This is a genomic window from Microbacterium sp. MPR-TSA4 (assembly GCF_058792815.1).
This window is the reverse complement of record NZ_JBXAFF010000010.1, coordinates 60,036-78,809: the sequence shown is the minus strand read 5'-3', so window position 1 is coordinate 78,809 and position 18,774 is coordinate 60,036. Positions and strand designations below refer to the sequence as shown.

Here is an 18,774-nt window from a genome sequence, read left to right as displayed (position 1 = left end):
CGCCCCACCCCACCCATGCCTCGGCATGTCCCACCTATGCCGAGGTGTGTCCCACATTCTGCGCCTGGCACCGCTCCCAGGCAGCAGGAAGTGGGACACAGCGCCCGGCGATCAGAGCTAGCAGTGACCGGCGTCAGCGCCCGGGGGTCCACCCGGCGCGCTGCAGGGCGTCTCGTACCATCGACACCGCGAGCCGGCCATCGCCGACGAGGTGATGCGCCAGCACGCGCTCGTGCTGCCACCCCAGGCCGCGAATGGCCGCCCACCGATCGGCGTCGCGCGCGAACTGACGCGCATCGTAAGCGTGGACGCGCCCGTCGTACTCGACGGCGAGACGATAGCGAGGAAAGGCCAGATCGAGTTCGGCGACGAACGTCCCCCGATCGTCGAACAGATTCCAGGCCACCTCGGCCTCCGGCAGTCCCGCACGGCTCAGCAGCAGCCGCAACCGCGTTTCGCGAGGAGAGCGCACGCCACCGCGAGCGAGTGCCAGTGCCCTGCGGAGGATTCCGCCGCGCACGTCGCCCATCACCTCGATCTCACGCCGAAGCTCGGCCGCGTCCGTCAGCGGGCTCCGGCCCGAGATGAGGTGATCTGCGGCCGCAACGAGGTCATCGAGCCGCCAGAGCGTGCCCGTTTGACGCCAGGCACGCGCCGGGTGCTCGACCGGCATCCCGCGCACCGTCGTGTGGGCCGACTCCCGCAGCTGCAGGCGATGGCCGACCACGGCGTGAGTGCGGGGTTCGCGCGCGGGACGGTGGGTGGAAACGTGGATGCTCGGGGCATAGGGCCACTCCGGCAGGGGCACCCCGAGAAGACACAGGGCCGTCTCGTGGCTGAAGAACTGCCCGTTCCGCAACCGCGGCAGCAGCGCCCGACAGGACGCCTCCCGCGAACCGGGAGTAGGCTCCGCCCGCGCGCGGACGCCGTGGAAGGGACGCGAGAGATCGCGTCCCCGCAGCCGCCCGGGACTCACGCCGGCATCTCGCGCCTGCGCGACGGTGAACGCCTCCGGCAGACTCCGCGGCAGGTCGCTCGAGGTCGTCATCGCGCAAGCGTCACGCATCCGCGGCGACGCTCTGGCGGCTGAGCGCCCGACGGTGGAAACTTCGACGCCCGACGCGGCCGGGGAGGAACCTCCGTCGGGCGTGGACAGTGAGAGTGACGCTCACACGACGTGTCCCACTTCCAGCTGTGCAGGGGTGCCCCGCAGAGCAGGAAGTGGGACATGCCACGACGGAAGTGGGACAACGCCGGCGAGAAGTGGGACACGGCATCTGCGGCGCCCCGGCGGGCCGGGGGTCAGCCGAAGAGCGCCGCGGCCTCTTCGTAGCGGTAGATCGGGACCGTGTTCAGCTCGCCGAGCGCCTCCGCGAACGGCACGCGCACGATGTCGGTGCCCTTCAGCGACACCATCTGACCCCAGGCCTGCTCGTAGACCGAGTCGGCCGCGTGCAGCCCCAGGCGCGTCGCGAGCACCCGGTCGAAGCCCGACGGCGAGCCGCCGCGCTGGATGTGGCCGAGCACGGTGGCTCGGGTCTCGATACCCGTCAGGCGCTCGATCTCGGGCGCGAGCACCTCGCTGATGCCGCCGAGACGCGGGCGGTTGAAGGCGTCGAGGCCCTTGTCGCTGAACGCCTCGTCCATGCCCTTGAGGGTGAAGCCCTCCGACACGACGACGAGGGGGGCGCGTCCGCGGTCGTGCGCCTTCTGCACCTGCGCCGCGATCTCGTCGATCGACATCGGCACCTCCGGGATGCAGATGACGTGGGCGCCCGCGGCGATGCCGGAGTGCAGGGCGATCCAGCCGACGTGGCGGCCCATGACCTCGGCCACCATGCAGCGCTGGTGGGAGTCGCCGGTGGTGCGCAGGCGATCCATCGCGTCGGTGGCGATGTTGACCGCGGTGTCGAAGCCGAAGGAGTAGTCGGTGGCGCGCAGGTCGTTGTCGATCGTCTTCGGAACGCCCATCACGTTGATGCCGTCGTTCCAGAGCCGGTTCGCGGCCGCCAGGGTGCCCTCGCCTCCGATGGCGATGATGCCGTCGATGTGGTGGCCGTACATCGTCTTCGCGATGTTCTCGGCGCCGCCGCGCGGACCCTCGTAGGGGTTGGTGCGGCTCGTGCCGAGGATCGTGCCGCCGACCTTGGACAGCCCCTTCACCTCGTGGCGCGTGAGCGGGAAGAAGTCGCCGTCGACGACGCCGCGCCATCCGTCACGGATGCCGACGAACTCGATGTTGTAGTTCGTGGTGCCCTTGAGCACGACGCCGCGGATGACCGCGTTGAGTCCGGGGCAGTCTCCGCCGCTGGTGAGGATGCCGATCTTCATGTGGAGATCCTTCGATGGTTCGGGATGTGGTTCGGCGACGCTGCCATCCTCGACACTATCGCCGTATCGACGGCGGATGCCACCGCATCCGCCGTCGATAATCCCGGCCCGCCTCAGGCCGCGCCGAGCGCCTGCCGCAGCAGGTGCATGAGCGCGGACAGCTGCACCGAGTCGCTCGAGGTGGGGTCGAGCTGGGCGCCGTCCAGCGCGCGCTGGGCAAGACCCTGCTTGGAGTCGATGAGCTCCGCGATCTTCGTGTCGATCGTGTGGGCGGCGATGATCCGCCACGCCGTGACCGGCTCGTCCTGGCCGATGCGGTGCACGCGGTCGATGGCCTGCGTCTGCTCGGCCGCCGTCCACGACAGTTCGGCGAGCACCACGTTGGAGGCCGCCTGCATGTTGAGGCCGACGCCGGCGGCCGTCAGCGAACAGACGGCGATGGCCACGTCGGGATCCGTGTTGAACGCGTCGATCGCCTGCTGGCGGGCGGGCGTGGACTGGTCGCCGCGGATGGAGATGGTGCGCAGGCCGGATGCCGCGAAGTGCGCCTCTGCAGCATCCATCACGTCGATGTGCTTCGCGAAGAACACGACCTTGCCGACGGAGCGCTGCAGCTGCACGGCGTAGTCGGCCGCGAGGTGAGCCTTGGCCTGGCCGATCTTGCGCACCATGGTGAACACGTTGTCGGCGCCGGCGGACGACGACTTGGCGTCCTCGAGCTCGCCGTGCGCGACGAGGCGCACGATGTCCTCGTCGATCTCGCCGATGCGCACCTTGTCGCCGCGCGCCTCGATGATGCGGCGGTACTTGGCGGCCAGGCGCGCACCCAGCTCGCGCTCGGCCTCGCGAATGGAGCGGCCGAATTCGTCGTCCAGCTCCACGGGCAGGTCGGCGACCAGCTTGTCGGGGAGGTCGGAGGCGACATCCTTCTTCTTGCGACGGACGATGCCCATCGAGATGACCGCTTCGCGGGCCTCGGGGTAGAACGCCTTGTCCGCCGGGGTGAACCCGGTCGCGTCGAGCTTCTCCATGAGCTCCGGGCCCGGCTTCTCACCGTTGGTCCAGCCGAGGAAGCGCCAGATCGCGTCGAAGTCCTCGACGTCGTTGATCAGCGGCGTGCCGGTGAGCGCCAGCATGAGCGGGTTCCGCACCTGCTCGCGGATGCGTCCGCCGAGCGCCAGCACGTTCTGCGAACGCTGCGAGGTGAGGTTCTTGATGAAGTGCGCCTCGTCGACGACCATGCCCTTCAGTCCGAGCGAGCCGAGCCAGGAGAGGTGGCGGTCGAGCACCTCGTAGTTGACGATGAAGACGTCGGCGAAGGCGTCGACCGTGTCGCCGTCGCCGTGGATGACGGTGGCCCGACGCTGTGGCGTCCACCGCTCGACCTCGCGCGCCCAGTTCATCTTCACGACGTTGGGCACGACCGCCAGCAGCGGATAGGCGTCGGCGACGGAGGCCGCGAGCACCGACTGCGCGGTCTTGCCGAGGCCGGGCTCGTCGGCGAGCAGGAACGAGCGATGTCCCGCCCGGACCGCCTCGAGGAACCGCGACTGGTGCGGCATGATCTCGAGCCCCTTGGGCGAGAGCCGGTCGAACTCGGGCACGGGGGGCAGCTCCATCGACGCGCTCGCGCCTCCGGCGCCCGTCTCGAACGCCTTGTAGAGCGGTCCCATCAGCTCCCAGCCGTCGAGGCGGCGGCGGGCGGTGGATGCCGGGGCGCGCAGGGCCACATCGGGCGCGAGGAACGGGTTCGCCTCGCGGCGCGCCTCGATCTGCGGCGGGATGACCTGCCGCTCGGCGAGCGCGGCGGGCACGACCGGGGTCTGCCCCCAGCTCTGCGCGTTCTGGGTGACGTCGGTGATGATGAGCTCGTCCTCGGGCAGGTCCGCGCCCGACTCGAGCAGCCAGTCGCGGCGCATGCGCTTGGCGACGGGCGACGTGGCCTGGTCGACCTCGAGCAGCTGGATGAGCGAGGTGTCGCGTGCGGCCGTCTTGGCGAGGATCGTCGCGACGCCGTCGAGGCGCTTGAGCAGCTCGGCGCGGGCGGCGCCGGCGATCGCCTCGTCGGCCTTGACGCGGGCCCGCTCCTCGCGCACGAGGAAGGCGATGACCTGGAACTTGACCCGATTGGTGGGCCCGAGCTTGCCCTTCTGCGCCTTCGCCTCGACCTCGCGCACCTTGCGGGCGAGGATCGGGATCAGCGGCGCGTCGTCGTCGCGACGAGCGGACGAGCCGCGATGGGACGAGCCGCGTCGGCGTGACGCGGGGGCGATGGATGCCGTGGTCGGCATGCTCCTCCTGAGCGTGAGTCGCCGGGAGACCGGCGGGCTTCCGGTCCAGAGACCGGTCAGTCGTTTCCCGGGGCGGATGCCGCGGGGTCGGGACGAGGCACGGATCCTCCGGCTGCGGGTACTCGCTTCTGCGAGCTGCGGCGACGGGGGTAGCCTCGCGCCCAGTCTAGCGCGCCACCCCCGCACCCGCGAGCCGCCACGACGCGGCCGAGCCGCCATGATTCGGCCGGCACGAACCATGGCGGCTCGCACAGAGGATGGCGGCTCGCGAGGAGGGTGGGGGGAGGGAGGGAGGGGGTCAGGAACGCAGGCGCAGGCTGTTGAGGACGACGAAGACGCTCGAGAAGGCCATCGCGGCCCCGGCGATCATCGGGTTCAGCAACCCCAGGGCCGCCAGCGGGAGCGCCGCGACGTTGTAGGCGAAGGCCCAGAAGAGGTTGCCGCGGATGATCCGCATCGTGCGACGGCTCAGCCGGATCGCCGTCAGCACCGGTGCCAGGCCCTGCCCGGTGATCGCGATGTCGCTGGCGTGCATCGCGGCATCCGTTCCCGAGCCCATCGCGATTCCGAGGTCGGCGCTCGCGAGGGCGGCGGCGTCGTTGATCCCGTCGCCGACCATGGCGACACGGTGTCCCCCGGCCCGCAGGCGCTCGATCTCGGCGACCTTGCCCTCCGGAAGCACGCCCGCGACGACGCTGCGGATGCCGACGGCCTCCGCCACCGCGTGGGCGGCTCCGGCGTTGTCCCCGGTGAGGAGCACGACGTCCAACCCCATCGCCGCCAGCGCCGCGACCGTGTCGGCGCTGTCGGCGCGCACGGTGTCGGCGACGGCGATGACCGCGCGGATCCGTCCGTCCCACCCCGCGACGATCGCGGTCGCGCCGCGCTGCTCGGCCGCGCGCACCGCCGCGGCGATCTCGTCGGGCGCACCATCCGCAGCGTCCGCGGCCCGCGCAGCATCCGCGGCATCCGCCGCCCGCGCGGCCTGCTCGGCCGCGAAGGTCGGACGGCCGGCGAACACGCGGTGCCCCTCCACCGTGCCGGTGACGCCGAGCCCGGCCCGGCCCGCGAAGTCGGTCACCTCCGCCGGGGCGTCGGCGAGGGCGGCGACGGCACGCGCGAGCGGGTGCTCGGATGCGTGCTCCAGCGAGCCGACGAGGTGCGCGATGTCGTCGGGATCGGTGCCGGCGACGGCGGTCACGGTCGCGACCGTCATGGTTCCTGCGGTCACGGTTCCGGTCTTGTCGAGGACGACCGTGTCGATGCGGTCGGCCGCCTCGAGCGCCTCCGGCCCGGTGATCAGCACCCCCAGCTGGGCGCCGCGCCCGGTGCCGACCAGGATCGCGATCGGGGTCGCCAGTCCGAGCGCACAGGGGCAGGCGATGATCAGCACCGCCACCGCGGCGGTGAACCCCGATGCGATCGCCTCGCCCGAGAACCCGCCGACGATCAGCCACGCCAGCAGGGTCAGCGCCGCCAGGACGATGACGACGGGCACGAACACGCCGGAGATCCGGTCGGCGAGCCGCTGGACGCGGCTCTTGCCCGCCTGGGCGTCTTCCACCAGCCGCGCCAGCCGGGCGAGACGGGTGTCGTCGCCGACCGAGGTCGCCTCGACGACCAGTCGACCGTCGGTGGAGATCGTGCCGCCGGTCACGATCGCACCGGCATCCACCTCGACGGGCACCGCCTCGCCGGTGATCATGCTCTCGTCGATCGAGGCGCGCCCGGCGACCACACGACCGTCGGTGGCGACCTTCTCCCCCGGGCGCACGACGAACGCGTCCCCGACCCGGAGGGCGTCGATCGGCACGCGGCGGCCGTCCTGCAGCTCGACGTCGCGCGCCGAGAGATCCATCAGCGCCCGCACCGCCGCGCCGGCGCGCCGCTTGGAGCGCTGCTCGATGACGCGTCCGAGCAGCAGGAACACCGTCACGGCGGCGGCGACCTCGAAGTAGACGAGCGACGACGGGTCGTGGACGGGGGCGAACATCCCGCCGTCGTGGCGCATCCCGAGCTCGCCGGCCGTGCCGAACAGGAGCGCCCAGACGCTCCAGAGGTAGGCCGCGCCGGTGCCGAGGGTGATGAGCGTGTCCATCGTCATCGCGCCGTGGCGCGCATTGGCGATCGTCGCGCGGTGGAACGGCCACCCGCCCCAGAGCACCACCGGCGTCGCGAGCACGAGCGACACCCATTGCCAGCCCGAGAACTGCCACGCGGGGACCATCCCGAGCGCGACGACGGGCAGCGCCAGAAGGATGCTGACGATCAGGCGGGTCCGCAGCGTGACGGCGCCCGGGCGATCCTCCACGTCGTGGACGTGGCCCTCCGCTCCCTCCGCGTGCGGCGCGTGGTCGTGCGCGTGCGCCTCGCCGGGCGACGACTCGTGACCCCGGTCGGGGGTCGAACGCCGCGGACGCAGGTGCGCCTCGTACCCCGCTTCGCGCACCGCGGCCACGAGTGCGGCGGGGTCCAGGGCGCGAGGGTAGTCGACGCGTGCGGACTCGGTCGCAAGGTTGACGGATGCCGAGACGCCGTCGAGGCGCTCCAACCGCTTCTCCACGCGCGCGACGCAGCTCGCGCAGGTCATCCCCTCGATGTCGAGCACCGCCTCCTCGTGCGGCATCGACACGGCATCCGTCGACAGGCCGGTCATCGTCGGCCCCGTCAGCGGGCGACGACGGTGTAGCCCGCCTCGTCGACGGCGGCCGCGATCTCGGCGTCGAGCGCGGCACCGGCCGCGCCGTCGTCGACGGTGACGGTGAGGGTTCCCGCCGTCACGTCGACGGCGATGTCATCGATCCCGTCGACCTTGCGCACCTCGCGCGTGACCGCTCCGGCGCAGTGCGCGCAGGTCATGCCGTCGACGGCGTACGTCTGCGTGGACATGGTGTCTCCTCTCGCCGCGCGCCCGTTCGGCTGCGGCTCTCGCTGACAACCATGATACCCCCCTGGGGTATTCCCGAGGACCCGCTGGCGTAGGCTGGGGCCATGTCCACCATCACCGAGCGGGACCTCGCCGCGACCATCGACCACGCCATCCTCAAGCCCGAACTGACGCGCGCCGACGTCGACGCCGAGCTCGACATCGCCGCGGAGTGGGGCGTCTTCAGCGTGTGCGTGCGTCCGAGCGACATCGCCCACGCGGTCGACCGCCTGGCCGGCACCGGAGTGAACGTGGGCACCGTCATCGGCTTCCCCCACGGCACCACCTCCACCGCCGCCAAGGTCGCCGAGGTCGGTCAGGCCCTCGCCGACGGCGCCGTCGAGTTCGACATGGTCATCAACATCGGCGCCCTGCGTTCGGGCTTCGACGACGCGGTCGTCGCCGACATCGCGGCCGTCGTCGCGGCGGCATCCGGCAAGGTGACGAAGGTCATCCTCGAGACCTCGCTGCTCGACGACGAGCAGATCGCCCGCGGCAGCCGTCTGACCGAGGCCGGCCGCGCCGACTTCGTCAAGACGTCGACGGGATTCGCGGGGGGCGGGGCGAGCGTCGCCCACGTCGAGCTCATGCGCGCGAACGTCGGACCCGATGTGCAGGTGAAGGCCTCCGGCGGCGTCCGCAGCTACGCCGACGCGCTGGCGATGCTGGCCGCCGGGGCGACCCGACTGGGCACGAGCGGCAGCGCGGTGATCCTCGGCGAGGCGCGCCGGGTGGATGCCGGAGAGCAGGCCGTCGGCGCCGTCGACGCCTCCTCGTACTGACCCGCCGTCGTCGTGTGCGGCGGCTCAGGCCAGAGCCGCGCGCACACGGGCGACGTCGTCGTCCATCTGCGCGATGAGCGCCTCGATGCCGGCGAAGGCGACCATTCCGCGGATGCGATGCGTGAAGCGGATCTGCACGCGGTGCCCGTACAGGTCTAGTCCCGTCTCGTCGAGGACATAGGCCTCGACCTGACGGACGGGGACGTCGTCGAACGTCGGGTTCGTCCCGACGGAGATGGCCGCGGGGTAGCGGGTCGTGACGGCGGTTCCGTCCGCGCCGAGGTCGACGAGCCAGCCGGCGTACACGCCGTCGGCCGGGATGAAGCCCTCCGCCGACGCGGACAGGTTCGCCGTCGGAAAACCGAGCTCCCGGCCGCGCTTGAGGCCGTGGACCACCTCGCCCTGCACGGCATGTGGACGTCCCAGCAGCCGCGCGGCCCCCTCGACGTCACCGGCGGCCAGCAGGTCGCGCACCCACGTCGACGAGACACGGCGGCCGCCGCCCTGCACGTCGCCGACGACGTCGACCGCGAAGCCGTACTCGGCGCCCAGTTCGGTGAGGAGAGCGGGATCTCCCGCCCCGCCGCGGCCGAAGCGGAAGTCGTCTCCGACCATCACGGTCACGACGCCCAGGCTGAGCAGGACGTGCTCCACGAACGCCCGCGGCTCCAGCGCGGCGAGCTGTTCATCGAAGCGCAGGACGAGGGTCGCATCGACGCCCGCGGCCGCGAGGAGGTCGAGCTTCTGGCCCACGCTGCACACCGGCTCGGGACACAGCTCCGGCCGCAGCAGGCTCAGCGGGTTGCGGTCGAAGGTCACTGCGACCACCCGCGCGCCGGCCTCGGCCGCCGCGACCCGGGCGCGATCGATCACGGCGCGGTGGCCGGAGTGCACGCCGTCGAACTTCCCGATGGCGACGACGCTCGGGCCGAACCCCTCGGGGATCTCGGCGGGGTCGTGGAAGACGATCACCAGGACGACCTCCGATCGGTGCCGACGGTGTCGTGCCGGACGGGCTCGTCGTCGGATGCCGCGGCTTCCGGCACCGGGTCCGCCCCGCGTCCGCCGCTGCGCAGCCACCAGAGCCCGACGAAGGGAAGCACGAGCGGCACCCAGAAGTAGCCGAAGCCGTAGCCGGACCAGACGGTGGCATCGTGGAGGAACAGCTCCGGATGCGTGAGGCTCAGAGTGCCGACGATGAGCACCCCCGCCAGCTCGAAGCAGATCGCGATCCACGCGACGACGTACCAGCGCGGGCTGTCGGACTTCACGAGGGCGACGGTCGCCAGCACGTACACGACGGCGGCGGCCGCCGACAGCGTGTAGGCGAGCGGGGCGGCGGAGAAGTCCTGCACGATCTGGACGAACGAGCGTCCGGTCGCCGCGAGGGCCATGATGGCGTAGACGACCACGAGCACGCGGCCGATGCCGGTCATCCGGGTGTGCCCGGTCGCGTCGAGGTATGGCGAAGTCATGACCTGTCAATGATAGGCGGCGCCGACGGGGGCGACGGGCGCCCGCTCACATGCCGACGGTCGTCCAGATGACCTGCATGCGCCAGACCATGACCGCGACCGACAGCGCCGCGATCCCCATGATCACGGTGCTCCAGCGGCTGCGCTCGATGAGGGCCCAGACCACCGACGCGGGCGGGATGAGCACCGCGGACACGAGGTAGACCCAGAACTCCAGCGCGCTGCCCGACGGGGGGTTGCCGACGAGCGGGGCGACGATCGCGACGATGACCTGCGCGAGCAGGAGCACGAGGATGAGGGCCATCGCCCCGACCGTGAGGTCGCTGGGACGACGCCCGGCCAGGCCGAGCACGACCGCGAGCAGACCCGCCGCGACGGCGACCGCGACCTGCACGATGGCGAACCACTCGATCATGCGTCCTCCGCCATGTTCATCACGCTCTTCACGTCGGCGCCGCGGCGTTCCACGATGCCGACCAGTCGCCCGTCGGGGTCGATCGCGGCGGGCGTCGCGGTCGCGGATCCGTCGAGGCGCTCCGCCGCGGCGTGGAGCCTCTTGCCGTGGCGCAGGTCGCGCGCCTCGTCGGCGCTGACGGGAAACGCGCCGAGCACGGCGGCCGCGACGTGCGCCGGCGTCTCCAGCGGCGCGTCGGGGGCGATCTCGGCGACGGCGTCGGCGACCTCGAACGCCCCGATGCGGGTGCGCCGCAGCGCCGTGAGGTGCCCGCCGACGCCGAGGGCGGCGCCGAGATCGCGCGCGAGGGCGCGGATGTACGTCCCGCTGGAGCAGTCCACGACCACGTCGAGGTCGATGGTGCCGTCCGCGCCCGCACGTCGGGCCAGGACCTCGAACCGGTCGATCGTGACGCGCCGCGCCGTCAGCTCGACCGCTTCGCCCGCGCGCGCGAGATCGTAGGCGCGCTTGCCGCCGACCTTGATCGCCGAGACCGTGCTCGGCACCTGGTCGATCTCGCCGGAGAGCGCGGCGATGCCGGCCGCGATCCGCTCGTCCGTCGCGGCGGCGAGGGCCGCGGCATCCGCTCGGGCCGTCTCGACGCCGTCCGCGTCGTCGGAGTCGGTGGCGACGCCGAGCCGGATCGTGGCCTCGTACGTCTTGCCGAGGCCGACGATGAAGGTCAGCAGCCGGGTCGCGGGTCCCACCCCGAGGATGAGCAGCCCCGTGGCCATCGGGTCGAGGGTGCCCGCATGCCCGATCTTGCGGGTGTTCAGCGCGCGACGCGCGCGGGCGACGACGTCGTGGCTCGTGATCCCCTGCGGCTTGTCGACGAGCAGGATGCCGTTCGGGACGGACGGTGACGCGGGCATTGCTCCAGCCTAGGCCGGGCCGACGCGCGGCCGGAGAACGCAACCCGCCCGCGGCCGTAGGCTGGTGCGGTGCCAGAGCTCGCGACGCCGCTGATCGCGTGGTATCGCGACACCGCGCGCGACCTGCCCTGGCGGGCGCCCGGTTTCGGCGCATGGGGCGTGCTGGTGAGCGAGTTCATGCTGCAGCAGACGCCGGTGACCCGCGTGATCCCGCGTCTGGAGGCGTGGCTGACGCGCTGGCCGACTCCCACCGCGCTGGCCGCCGACCCGCCCGCCGCCGCCGTCGCGCAGTGGGCGAACCTCGGCTATCCGCGCCGCGCGCTGTGGTTGCACCGCGCCGCGGTCGAGATCCGCGACCGTCACGACGGCGTGGTCCCCCGCGACGTCGATGCGCTCCTGGCCCTCACCGGGATCGGCGACTACACCGCGCGCGCCGTCGCGGTGTTCGCGTACGGCGACCGGCATCCGGTCGTCGACACGAACACGCGGCGGGTCATCGCGCGGGCGGTCGAGGGCCGGTCGCAGCCCGGACCCCCGGGGCGCCGGGACCTCGCCGACATGGAACGGCTGCTGCCGGCGGAGCTGACGGATGCCGCGGTGATGAACGCCGCGATGATGGAGCTCGGCGCCGTGGTCTGCACCGCGCGGGCGGCGCGCTGCGACGTCTGCCCGGTGGCCTCGCTGTGTGCGTGGCGCGCCGCCGGGTATCCCGACACCGGCGACGCCCGCCGCAAGCAGGCGTCCTACGAGGGCAGCGATCGTCAGGCGCGCGGCGCGGTGCTGCGGACGCTGCGGGCGGCGGAGGCGCACGAGTTCGCCGAGGCGGCGGTCATCGCCGACTGGCCCGATCCGGCGCAGCGCGGGCGGGCCATCGACTCGCTGCTGGTCGACGGACTCATCGAGTCCGACGGGATGCTGCTGCGACTGCCCCGCTGACGACGCCGAGCGCGGCGCACGCTCATTGTCACGGCGAGGGGCGGATGCGTCACCCGGCGCGGCGGCGTACGGTCCGCCTCATGAAGGCGCTGATCGTGTACGAATCTCAGTTCGGCAACACCGAGAAGGTCGCCCGGGCCATCGCGGAGGGCGTCGCGACGAGCGGTCGGGTCGAGGTCATCGCGGTCGACACCGCCCCGACGGTCCTGCCCGACGATGTGGACCTGCTCCTCGTGGGCGGTCCGACGCACGTGTTCTCGATGTCGCGGGTGCAGACGCGGGCCGATGCCGCGAAGGACGCGCCGACGCCGACCCGGCGCGGCATCCGGGAATGGCTCGCGCAGGCCTCCTCCGCTCCGCGAGGCCTTCGCGTCGCCACGTTCGGCACGAAGCAGGGGCACGGCCGGCTCAGCGGGTCGGCAGCGACGGCGGCCGCGAAGGCGGCGCGGGCGCACGGGTTGTCGGTGGATGCCGTGGAGGACTTCTTCGTGATGGGACGAAGCGGCCCCCTCGAGGAGGGCGAGCTCGAACGCGCGACCGCGTGGGGACGCGCGCTCGGGCGCTGAGGCTCAGTCGTCCTCGTCGTCGTCCTCGCGCGGCTTGACGTAGGGGTCGGCGTCGCCCGCGTAGGCGGCACCGGCGGCGAGCCCGGCGACGGCGGCGTCCCGCTCCTGCGCCTCACGGAGGAGCTCGGCGATGTGTCCGGCGTTCTCCGGCAGCGCGTCGGGGATGAACTCGAGCGACGGGGTGAGCCGCACGCCGAGCTGCTTGCCGACCTCGCTGCGCAGCATCCCGGTGGCCGCCTTCAGGGCAGCCGCCGAGTCTTCGCGCGCCTTGTCGTCGCCGTACACGGTGTAGAACACCGAGGCGTGCTGCAGGTCTCCGGTGACGCGCACGTCGGTGATCGTCACGAAGCCGAGGCGCGGGTCACGCAGCCCCTTCTCGAGCCGCTCGGCGATGAGCACGCGGATGCGGTCGGCGAGTCTCGCCTGCCGTTCTGAAGACATCTCTCTTACCTCTTTCTGCGCCCGGCGGAGCCGGGAGGTCGGCGGATGGCGGAGCCGGTCGCGCCGCGGAGACAATCGGGGTAGGGGCCCCGCTCTTGTCTCCGCGGCGCGACCGGCGCAGCCGCAGCCGAACAGGAAGGATCAGCCGCGCGGCTTCTCCACCATCTCGGTCGTCTCGATCTCGTCGCCGATCTGGATGTCGTTGTACTTGCCCAGTCCGATACCGGCCTCGAAGTCCGTGCGGACCTCGGTGACGTCGTCCTTGAAGCGGCGCAGCGACTCGATCTGCAGACCGTCGGCCAGCACGACGCCGTCGCGGATGACGCGCGCCTTGGCGTTGCGCGTGATCGTTCCGCTGCGGACGATGACACCGGCGATGTTGCCGAACTTCGAGGAGCGGAACACCTCGCGGATCTCGGCGACACCCGACTGCACCTCTTCGAACTCCGGCTTGAGCAGGCCCTTGAGCGACTGCTCGACGTCGTCGATCGCGTTGTAGATGACCGAGTAGAAGCGCACGTCCACGCCCTCGCGGGCGGCGCGCTCGCGCGCCTTCGTGTCGGGGCGGACGTTGAAGCCGATCACGATCGCGTTGTCGATCGTGGCCAGGTTGATGTCCGACTCCGTGATGGCGCCGACGCCGCGGTGGATGATGCGCAGCTGCACCGAGTCGTCGACCTCGATCTTGAGGAGCGACTCCTCCAGCGCCTCGACGGCACCGGACACGTCACCCTTGATGATGAGGTTGAGCGACTCGACCTTGCCCTCTTCGAGAGCGCGGGTGAAGTCCTCGAGCGAGATGCGCTTGCGGGCCTTGGCCAGCTGGGCGTTGCGCTCGGCGGCCTCGCGCTTCTCGGCGATCTGGCGAGCCGTGCGGTCCTCCTCGGTGACGATGAACACGTCACCGGCGCGGGGCACGGAGTTCAGACCCTGCACCTGGACGGGACGCGAGGGGTAGGCCTCGTCGACCGCGTCGCCGTTCTCGTCGATCATCGCGCGGACGCGGCCGTAGGCCGTGCCGGCCACGATCGCGTCGCCGACGCGCAGCGTTCCCGACTGGATGAGCACGGTCGCCACCGAGCCGCGGCCCTTGTCGAGCTTGGCTTCGATCGCGACACCGCGGGCGGCCTTGTTCGGGTTCGCCGTGAGGTCGAGTCCCGCGTCGGCCGTCAGCAGCACGGCATCCAGCAGTTCCTGGATGTTCGTGCCCTGGCGTGCGGACACGTCGACGAACATGACGTCGCCGCCGTACTCCTCGGCCACGAGGCCGTACTCGGTGAGCTGCTGGCGCACCTTGGCCGGGTTCGCGTCGGGCTTGTCGACCTTGTTGACCGCGACCACGATCGGCACACCGGCCGCCTGGGCGTGGTTCAGGGCCTCCACCGTCTGCGGCATGATGCCGTCGTCGGCGGCGACCACGAGGATGGCGATGTCGGTCACCTGGGCACCACGGGCACGCATGGCGGTGAACGCCTCGTGACCGGGGGTGTCGATGAAGGTGATCGCGCGCTCGATGCCCTCGTGCTCGGTCCACACCTGGTACGCACCGATGTGCTGGGTGATGCCGCCGGCCTCGCCCGCCACGACGTTCGTCTGGCGGATGGCGTCGAGCAGTCGCGTCTTACCGTGGTCGACGTGACCCATGACGGTCACGACCGGAGGACGGATCTCGAGGTCGTCCTCGCTCTCCGCCTCCAGCTCGGCCTCGAGGTCGAGACCGAAGCCCTCGAGGAGCTCCTTGTCCTCGTCCTCGGGCGAGACCATCTGGATCTTGTAGCCGAGCTCGGCGCCGAGCACCTCGAAGGTGGCCTCGTCCAGCGACTCGGTCGCGGTGGCCATCTCACCGAGGTTGAAGAGGATCGTCACCAGCGTGCCGGGCTGCACGGTGTAGCCGCGCAGGGCCTCGAGCTTGTCCGCGAAGTCGGCGATCGACGCGCCGCGACGCAGGCGGATGATCTCGCCGTTGCCCTTCTGGACGTTGACGCCGCCGACGACGGGCGCCGACCGCATCTCGAATTCCTGCCGCTTCGCACGACGCGACTTGCGCTGCTTGCTCTTGCCGCCGCCCTTGCCGAAGGCACCCGCGGTGCCACCGCCGGGACCACGGCCACGACCACCGCCGCCACCGGGACGACCCGCGAAGCCACCACCGGGCGCTCCGGGACCGCCGGTGCCGCCGGGACGCTGGAAGCCGCCGGCACCGCCGGGACGACCGGGACCGCCAGGACGCTGCTGGAACGGCGCGCCGGGACGACCGCCGCCTCCGGGACGACCGGCGCCGCCGGGACGCGGGGCGCCGGGGCGGGGAGCGCCGGGGCGCGGAGCCTGCGGGCGCGGGATGTTGCCGGGCGTCGGACGCTGACCCATCCCCTGCGCGGACGCGAACGGGTTGTTGCCCGGACGCGGGCCGGCGGGACGCTGGCCCATCCCCTGCGACGAGGAGAACGGGTTGTTGCCGGGACGCGGAGCGCCACCGGGGCGCGGCGCCTGCGGCGTGGCCGCACCGGGCGCGGCGGCGGCCGGCGTGGCGGGCGTCGGAGCGTCCGCTGCGGCGGGGGCCGCCGGAGCCGGAGCGGCCGGCGCGGCGGGCGCGCTGGGCGCCGGTGCCGCCGGAGCGGATGCCGCGGGCGCCGCCGGAGCGGGAGCCGCCGGCTTCGCCGGGCCGGGACGCGCCGCGGGGCGCGCGCCGGGGGTCGGCGCACCGGAGGCCGCACGAGGGGCGGCCGGGGCGGCGTCATTGGACTTCTTGGCGGCGCCGTCGGCCTCGAGGGCCGCGCGGAGCTTGCGCGCCACGGGGGGCGCGATGGTGGATGAGGGGCTCTTGACGTATTCGCCGAGCTCCTTCAGCTTCGCGAGGGCGACTTTGCTGTCGACGCCGATCTCGGAGGCGATTTCGTGCACGCGTGGGTTTGCCACAATTCTCCTGTCTGAGGTCTCCCCCGGACAGGGCAGACCGTTACTTGCGGACGGGTCTCATTTCGAGCCGTTCACTTTGTGTCCATAGCCGTTCAGCCGTTTCGCTGGTGGGTGTTCTGAAAGGTCTGCGTGTCGAGCGGGCCCGACACACGCAATGCTCGTCCGAAGGCGCGGCGCCGGATGGCGGTATCCACACACCCGTGCGTGTCGTGCACCCACGCGCCCCGCCCGGGAAGGACGGCCTTCTCATCGGCGATGAGGACACCGTCTCGCTCCACCACTCGCAGGAGGGCGGACCGGAGGTCGCGCGCGCGGCATCCCACGCACGTTCGAACGGCTTCCATCCTACCCCCACTCGCCGCGTCGGGATTTCGGCGCGGTCGCGGCGCCCCCTCGCTCACCCTCGCGTCACGACTCGAGGATCGAATCCGGCTGGATGTCGATCTTGGCGCCCGTGAGCTTGGCCGCGAGGCGGGCGTTCTGCCCCTCCTTGCCGATGGCGAGCGACAGCTGGTAGTCGGGGACGAGGGCGCGGACCGCCTTGGTGCCGGCATCCAGCACGAAGCTGGAGGTGACCTTCGCCGGAGACAGGGCGTTCGCGACGAACTTCGCCAGCTCGGGGTCGTAGTCGACGATGTCGATCTTCTCCCCGCCGAGCTCCTCCGTGACCGCGCGCACACGCCGGCCGAGCTCGCCGATGCAGGCGCCCTTGGCGTTGATGGCGGGATCCTTCGCCGTCACCGCGATCTTGGTGCGGTGACCGGCCTCGCGCGCCAGCGACGTGATCTCGACCAGACCGGAGGCGATCTCGGGGACCTCGAGCGCGAACAGCTTGCGCACGAGACCCGGGTGGGTGCGCGAGACCGTGATCTGCGGACCCTTGGTGCCCTTGGACACGGAGGTGACGTAGACGCGCAGCCGGGAGCCGTGCGGGTACTGCTCGCCCGCGACCTGCTCCTCGGGCGGAAGGATCGCCTCGACCGTGCCGAGGTCGACGTGCACCATCCGCGGGTTGGGGCCCTGCTGGATGACGCCGGCGACGATGTCGCCCTCCTTGCCGCGGAACTCGCCCAGGATCGCATCGTCGGCGATGTCGCGCAGACGCTGGCCGATCACCTGCTTGGCCGCGAACGCGGCGATGCGTCCGAAGTCCTCGGGGGTGGACTCCTCCTCGCCGATGACGACCCCCTCCTCGTCGCGGAGCGGGATGAACACGGCGACGTGCCCCGTCTTGCGGTCGAGCTCGGCGCGGGCGCCCTCGGGCAGTTCGCCGGTGGGCGAGGTGTGCTTGGCGTAGGCGGTGAGGATCGCCTGCTCGATGATCCCGACGAGTTCGTCGAACGGGATCTCCTTCTCGCGCTCGACCGTTCGCAGCAGTCCCAGATCGATGTCCACAGGTGCCTCCCTATTCAGCTCTCGACGCGAGGTCACCCTCGGTCATCTGCACGATTTTAGCCGATCGTCCCGCGGCGGCGGACGTGCGCGGACGTGCATACTTGCCAGATGGATGCCGCTTCACCCGCCGTCGACCGAGCGATCCCGCAGCCGCGGCGCGCCGATCCCGGTCTGATCGGTCTGCTCGGGTTCGTGATCGCGACCTTGACCGCGCAGCTGGCGCACCTCGGCGTTCAGAACGAGAGCGCCGTGTTCTGGGTCGGCGCGGTCTTCGGCGGCGTCGTGCAGGTCACCGCGGGCATGCTCTCGTACTTCATCGGCGACGACTTCCACTTCATCGTGTACAACGCGTTCGGGTGGTACTGGATCTGCATGCCGGGGTTCCTCCTCGGCGGGGAGCTGGGCTTCTTCGAGGTGTCGGGACCGGCGCGGCCGCTCTTCTCCATGATGTTCGCGGTCATCGCCCTGGGGTTCGTCTTCGCGGGCGCCACCCACAACACCGCGCTTCCGCTCACGCTCGTGTGCGTCGCCCTCGGCCTGGGCCTCGAATCGGTCGGCTCCTTCGCCGGGACCGCCGCGGTCGGCACCGTGGGCGCGTGGTTCCTGCTGGGCGCGTCCGCGTTGGCCTTCTACCTGCTCGTCGAGAAGTTCGCGTGGCGCACGATGGGGCGCCACGTGGTGCCGCTCGGCCCCGCGTGGATCCGTCGTCCGGACGGGCACGGCGACCCGGAATCGTGAGCGCGGCCCTCGGCATCCTCGGGGTGCTGCTGACGGTCGCCGCCGGTTTCCGGGCGCGCTACGCCCGCCTGTGAGCCGGGCCGCCGCGTCTGTCAAGGCCCTGGGGCGACATCCCGGCGACGGGCAGGGTCGAGTCATGACCGAACTCACTGGAATCGAGGCGCGCGACCGCGTCAAGGAACTCGTCGAGGACATCGACATCACCATGCTCACGACCGTGGACGCCGACGGGCGCCTCGTGAGCCGTCCGATGAGCACCCGCGAGATGGACGACGACGGCGTGATCTGGTTCTTCACCTCCGACGAGACGAAGAAGGCCGACGAGGTCGAGGCGGACCACGACGTGAACCTCGCCTACTGCGACGCCAAGGGCATGCGCTACGTGTCGGTGGCCGGTCGCGCGACGATCGTGCACGACCGCGCACGGATGGAGCAGCTGTGGTCGCCGTCGCTGGACATCTGGTTCGAGGAGGGGCTGGACACCCCCGACATCGCACTGCTGACGGTGACGCCGATCGTGACCGAGTTCTGGGAACCGGCGCACGGCACGCTCGCGATGGCCGCCGGCATGCTCAAGGCTCTCGTCACGCGGGAGACGCCGGACGACACCATGAACCACGGCAGGCTGGTCCGCTGACGCGCACCTCGGGC

Annotated in this window: 18 protein-coding genes; 5 read left to right on the top strand and 13 right to left on the bottom strand. The window is 71.7% G+C overall.

Annotated features, from left to right (window positions below):
* Nucleotides 1-133: 133 nt before the first annotated feature.
* From AC1Q49_RS06870 to AC1Q49_RS06850, 5 genes are all read right to left on the bottom strand, one after another.
* Nucleotides 134-673 (bottom strand): putative endonuclease domain-containing protein, encoded by a 540-nt coding sequence (locus tag AC1Q49_RS06870; protein WP_157553763.1) that lies wholly within the window; start codon nucleotides 671-673, stop codon nucleotides 134-136.
* Nucleotides 674-1,302: 629 nt separating this feature from the next.
* Nucleotides 1,303-2,331: a 6-phosphofructokinase gene (locus AC1Q49_RS06865; protein WP_060959440.1), complete on the bottom strand. Its 1,029-nt coding sequence runs from the start codon at nucleotides 2,329-2,331 to the stop codon at nucleotides 1,303-1,305.
* Between the two features lie 113 nt (nucleotides 2,332-2,444).
* Nucleotides 2,445-4,622, bottom strand: coding sequence for a DEAD/DEAH box helicase (locus tag AC1Q49_RS06860; protein WP_492491269.1), 2,178 nt, complete (start codon nucleotides 4,620-4,622; stop codon nucleotides 2,445-2,447).
* A 298-nt stretch (nucleotides 4,623-4,920) separates the two neighbouring features.
* Nucleotides 4,921-7,278, bottom strand: coding sequence for a heavy metal translocating P-type ATPase (locus AC1Q49_RS06855; protein WP_492491268.1), 2,358 nt, complete (start codon nucleotides 7,276-7,278; stop codon nucleotides 4,921-4,923).
* An 11-nt stretch (nucleotides 7,279-7,289) separates the two neighbouring features.
* Nucleotides 7,290-7,511 (bottom strand): heavy-metal-associated domain-containing protein, encoded by a 222-nt coding sequence (locus tag AC1Q49_RS06850; RefSeq protein ID WP_061782119.1) that lies wholly within the window; start codon nucleotides 7,509-7,511, stop codon nucleotides 7,290-7,292.
* A 102-nt stretch (nucleotides 7,512-7,613) separates the two neighbouring features.
* On the opposite strand from AC1Q49_RS06850, the gene deoC reads away from it, so the two are divergent.
* On the top strand, nucleotides 7,614-8,330 hold the full coding sequence (gene deoC, locus AC1Q49_RS06845; protein WP_492491267.1) for a deoxyribose-phosphate aldolase: 717 nt from the start codon (nucleotides 7,614-7,616) through the stop codon (nucleotides 8,328-8,330).
* 24 nt (nucleotides 8,331-8,354) lie between these two features.
* On the opposite strand, the gene AC1Q49_RS06840 is transcribed toward deoC, so the two are convergent.
* Genes AC1Q49_RS06840 through truB form a run of 4 tightly spaced genes read right to left on the bottom strand, consistent with a single transcriptional unit; the run spans nucleotide 8,355 to nucleotide 11,131 of the window.
* A complete protein-coding gene (locus AC1Q49_RS06840; protein WP_060959435.1) occupies nucleotides 8,355-9,302 on the bottom strand; it encodes a bifunctional riboflavin kinase/FAD synthetase in 948 nt (315 codons plus the stop codon).
* Entirely contained in the window at nucleotides 9,299-9,805 is a 507-nt protein-coding gene (locus AC1Q49_RS06835; protein WP_492491266.1) for a hypothetical protein, read from the bottom strand. The genes AC1Q49_RS06840 and AC1Q49_RS06835 overlap by 4 nt, the downstream gene beginning before the upstream one ends.
* Before the next feature lie 46 nt (nucleotides 9,806-9,851).
* Nucleotides 9,852-10,220, bottom strand: coding sequence for a hypothetical protein (locus tag AC1Q49_RS06830; RefSeq protein ID WP_492491265.1), 369 nt, complete (start codon nucleotides 10,218-10,220; stop codon nucleotides 9,852-9,854).
* On the bottom strand, nucleotides 10,217-11,131 hold the full coding sequence (truB, locus tag AC1Q49_RS06825; RefSeq protein WP_492491264.1) for a tRNA pseudouridine(55) synthase TruB: 915 nt from the start codon (nucleotides 11,129-11,131) through the stop codon (nucleotides 10,217-10,219). The genes AC1Q49_RS06830 and truB overlap by 4 nt, the downstream gene beginning before the upstream one ends.
* Nucleotides 11,132-11,200: 69 nt before the next feature.
* Between truB and AC1Q49_RS06820 the strand changes: the two genes are divergently transcribed.
* Together AC1Q49_RS06820 and AC1Q49_RS06815 are read left to right on the top strand one after the other, a co-directional pair.
* Nucleotides 11,201-12,067 (top strand): HhH-GPD family protein, encoded by an 867-nt coding sequence (locus AC1Q49_RS06820; protein ID WP_492491263.1) that lies wholly within the window; start codon nucleotides 11,201-11,203, stop codon nucleotides 12,065-12,067.
* 80 nt (nucleotides 12,068-12,147) lie between these two features.
* Nucleotides 12,148-12,633, top strand: coding sequence for a flavodoxin family protein (locus AC1Q49_RS06815; protein WP_492491262.1), 486 nt, complete (start codon nucleotides 12,148-12,150; stop codon nucleotides 12,631-12,633).
* 3 nt (nucleotides 12,634-12,636) lie between these two features.
* Here AC1Q49_RS06815 and rbfA read toward each other — a convergent pair whose 3' ends face one another.
* The 4 genes from rbfA to nusA form a co-directional block, all read right to left on the bottom strand.
* Nucleotides 12,637-13,074: a 30S ribosome-binding factor RbfA gene (gene rbfA / locus AC1Q49_RS06810; RefSeq protein ID WP_060959431.1), complete on the bottom strand. Its 438-nt coding sequence runs from the start codon at nucleotides 13,072-13,074 to the stop codon at nucleotides 12,637-12,639.
* 141 nt (nucleotides 13,075-13,215) lie between these two features.
* Complete coding sequence (infB, locus tag AC1Q49_RS06805) at nucleotides 13,216-15,990, bottom strand: translation initiation factor IF-2 (protein ID WP_492491261.1); 2,775 nt, start codon at nucleotides 15,988-15,990, stop codon at nucleotides 13,216-13,218.
* Nucleotides 15,991-16,082: 92 nt separating this feature from the next.
* Nucleotides 16,083-16,334, bottom strand: a complete 252-nt coding sequence (locus AC1Q49_RS06800; protein ID WP_060960481.1) for a YlxR family protein — start codon at nucleotides 16,332-16,334, stop codon at nucleotides 16,083-16,085.
* A gap of 64 nt (nucleotides 16,335-16,398) precedes the next feature.
* Entirely contained in the window at nucleotides 16,399-17,385 is a 987-nt protein-coding gene (nusA, locus tag AC1Q49_RS06795; RefSeq protein WP_060960482.1) for a transcription termination factor NusA, read from the bottom strand.
* 108 nt (nucleotides 17,386-17,493) lie between these two features.
* On the opposite strand from nusA, the gene AC1Q49_RS06790 reads away from it, so the two are divergent.
* On the top strand, nucleotides 17,494-18,123 hold the full coding sequence (locus AC1Q49_RS06790; protein WP_101306605.1) for an acetate uptake transporter family protein: 630 nt from the start codon (nucleotides 17,494-17,496) through the stop codon (nucleotides 18,121-18,123).
* A 136-nt stretch (nucleotides 18,124-18,259) separates the two neighbouring features.
* Nucleotides 18,260-18,760 carry a pyridoxamine 5'-phosphate oxidase family protein gene (locus tag AC1Q49_RS06785; protein ID WP_060960483.1) on the top strand — a complete coding sequence of 167 codons (501 nt, stop codon included), beginning with the start codon at nucleotides 18,260-18,262 and terminating at the stop codon, nucleotides 18,758-18,760.
* Nucleotides 18,761-18,774: the final 14 nt, after the last annotated feature.

Bases quoted from the DNA above. Each gene is read 5' to 3' on its own strand.
- AC1Q49_RS06870 (WP_157553763.1), bottom strand. From the start codon at position 673: ATGCCGGTCGAGCACCCGGCGCGTGCCTGGCGTCAAACGGGCACGCTC.
- AC1Q49_RS06865 (WP_060959440.1), bottom strand. From the start codon at position 2,331: ATGAAGATCGGCATCCTCACCAGCGGCGGAGACTGCCCCGGACTCAAC.
- AC1Q49_RS06860 (WP_492491269.1), bottom strand. From the start codon at position 4,622: ATGCCGACCACGGCATCCATCGCCCCCGCGTCACGCCGACGCGGCTCG.
- AC1Q49_RS06855 (WP_492491268.1), bottom strand. From the start codon at position 7,278: ATGACCGGCCTGTCGACGGATGCCGTGTCGATGCCGCACGAGGAGGCG.
- AC1Q49_RS06850 (WP_061782119.1), bottom strand. From the start codon at position 7,511: ATGTCCACGCAGACGTACGCCGTCGACGGCATGACCTGCGCGCACTGC.
- deoC (WP_492491267.1), top strand. From the start codon at position 7,614: ATGTCCACCATCACCGAGCGGGACCTCGCCGCGACCATCGACCACGCC.
- AC1Q49_RS06835 (WP_492491266.1), bottom strand. From the start codon at position 9,805: ATGACTTCGCCATACCTCGACGCGACCGGGCACACCCGGATGACCGGC.
- AC1Q49_RS06830 (WP_492491265.1), bottom strand. From the start codon at position 10,220: ATGATCGAGTGGTTCGCCATCGTGCAGGTCGCGGTCGCCGTCGCGGCG.
- truB (WP_492491264.1), bottom strand. From the start codon at position 11,131: ATGCCCGCGTCACCGTCCGTCCCGAACGGCATCCTGCTCGTCGACAAG.
- AC1Q49_RS06815 (WP_492491262.1), top strand. From the start codon at position 12,148: ATGAAGGCGCTGATCGTGTACGAATCTCAGTTCGGCAACACCGAGAAG.
- rbfA (WP_060959431.1), bottom strand. From the start codon at position 13,074: ATGTCTTCAGAACGGCAGGCGAGACTCGCCGACCGCATCCGCGTGCTC.
- AC1Q49_RS06800 (WP_060960481.1), bottom strand. From the start codon at position 16,334: ATGGAAGCCGTTCGAACGTGCGTGGGATGCCGCGCGCGCGACCTCCGG.
- AC1Q49_RS06790 (WP_101306605.1), top strand. From the start codon at position 17,494: ATGGATGCCGCTTCACCCGCCGTCGACCGAGCGATCCCGCAGCCGCGG.
- AC1Q49_RS06785 (WP_060960483.1), top strand. From the start codon at position 18,260: ATGACCGAACTCACTGGAATCGAGGCGCGCGACCGCGTCAAGGAACTC.